This is a genomic window from Ruegeria sp. AL2 (genome assembly GCF_056540845.1).
The window spans coordinates 1-1450 of the sequence record NZ_JBQFXM010000064.1 but is presented as its reverse complement, the minus strand read 5'-3'; the positions used below and the strand labels follow the sequence as shown (position 1 = coordinate 1450).

General features: G+C 52.1%; 2 protein-coding genes. Both read left to right on the top strand.

Features of this window, described 5'->3' with window-relative positions:
* On the top strand, window positions 1-199 hold a 199-nt coding region (locus ACR0ID_RS20375; RefSeq protein WP_480608407.1), incomplete at its 5' end, for a hypothetical protein.
* 55 nt (window positions 200-254) lie between these two features.
* Window positions 255-950 carry an IS6 family transposase gene (locus ACR0ID_RS20370; protein ID WP_480608410.1) on the top strand — a complete coding sequence of 232 codons (696 nt, stop codon included), beginning with the start codon at window positions 255-257 and terminating at the stop codon, window positions 948-950.
* The last annotated feature ends 500 nt before the right edge of the window (window positions 951-1450 follow it).

Sequence of the window (1450 nt, the reverse complement as noted above, 5' to 3'; positions counted from 1 at the left end):
AACGAAAACGTCGGGGCAATGTGCTCACATGGGTCAATTCTCAGTGAAAATTATCTGGCTTACCGGGTCACTTCTCAGCGGAAATCAACAGGCTGTCATCACGGCGCATGACATCCGGCATGTTCACGGCGCTGTCAAAGAACACAATCACGAGCCGGATATCCTGTTCCCGGACCATGCCACGGTGATGTCACGTTAACTTGCCGTTTGGTTGTTCATGTCCTTAATTGGACGTAGGTGACATCGATGAAATCATCGCCAATCTCACCTACAAGCGCCATCGGTATCCTCCTCAGATCATCGCACACGCGGTGTTGCTGTACGTTCGCTTCAATCTGAGCCTGCGGGAAGTTGAAGAGTTGATGTTGCAGCGCGGGATCGATGCGTCTTACGAAACTGTCCGGCGTTGGGTCATCAAATTCGCGCCGACGATAGCTCAAAACTTGCGTCAAAGACAGGGTCGTTCAGGTGATGTCTGGCATCTGGATGAAGGTGTCGTGAGACTCTCTGGTCGCAAATATTGGCTTTGGCGCGCGGTCGATCAGCATGGCGTTATTCTGGATGAAATACTCCAGCCGAAACGGGACAAACGGGCAGCAAAACGGCTGTTACGCCGCCTGAAAAAGCGTCTTGGTTTCAATCCTGAGCGGATCATTACGGACAAATTGCGCTCCTATGGCGCTGCCAAGCGAGAAGTCGCGCCGGGTCTGGATCATTGGTCGCACAAGGGCTTGAATAATCGATCTGAAAACAGTCATCTCCCATTCCGAAAGCGGGAACGGACGATGCAGAGATTTCGGTTCCCAGGAGGTTCGCAGAGGTTCGTGGGCACCCATTCAGCCATTCGGAGTAGCTTCTGTGCCCCCGCTCGTCGTCGTTCAGCCTTAACAATTCGATATCACCGCCTCGAGGCATTTGACGCCTGGAATGCCACTACTCGAGCCGCTTGAAGTTCGAGCATCAGTATTCCTTGGTGCGCAGGAGTTAATGTGACAACACCTTAAACAATCTTCAGGATTCCGGCTGTGACTGGGCAAAGCAAGACTGAACCGCTCCACGAAAATTGAACAGGATCTGTTAGTGTTTAGCGGCTCTTCTCTTATGCCGATCAGTTTGGTTTTGATCCGGTTTGTCCGACAGATCATGATTGACGATCCACCGGCAAGCGCAGGAGAGCGCGCGAGACACCTTACCGCCAGTGAAAGCCATAATGTTCAGTTGCGGGATCAGGAACAAAATCCGCTTAATTCAATTTATGAAGTTTCTGGGATCGCCTTACCGAAGCAGATGCCGCTGGCTTAGTCTACTGGTTGAGCAGGTTTTTGAGGTATTTTCCGTATTCGTTTTTGCCGAATCTTTGGGCGCGGGCTTCGAGGTCGTGGTCGTTGATCCAGCCCAGCGTATGGGCGATTTCGTCGGGTGATCCGGTTTGCAGGCCTTGCCTGTCCTG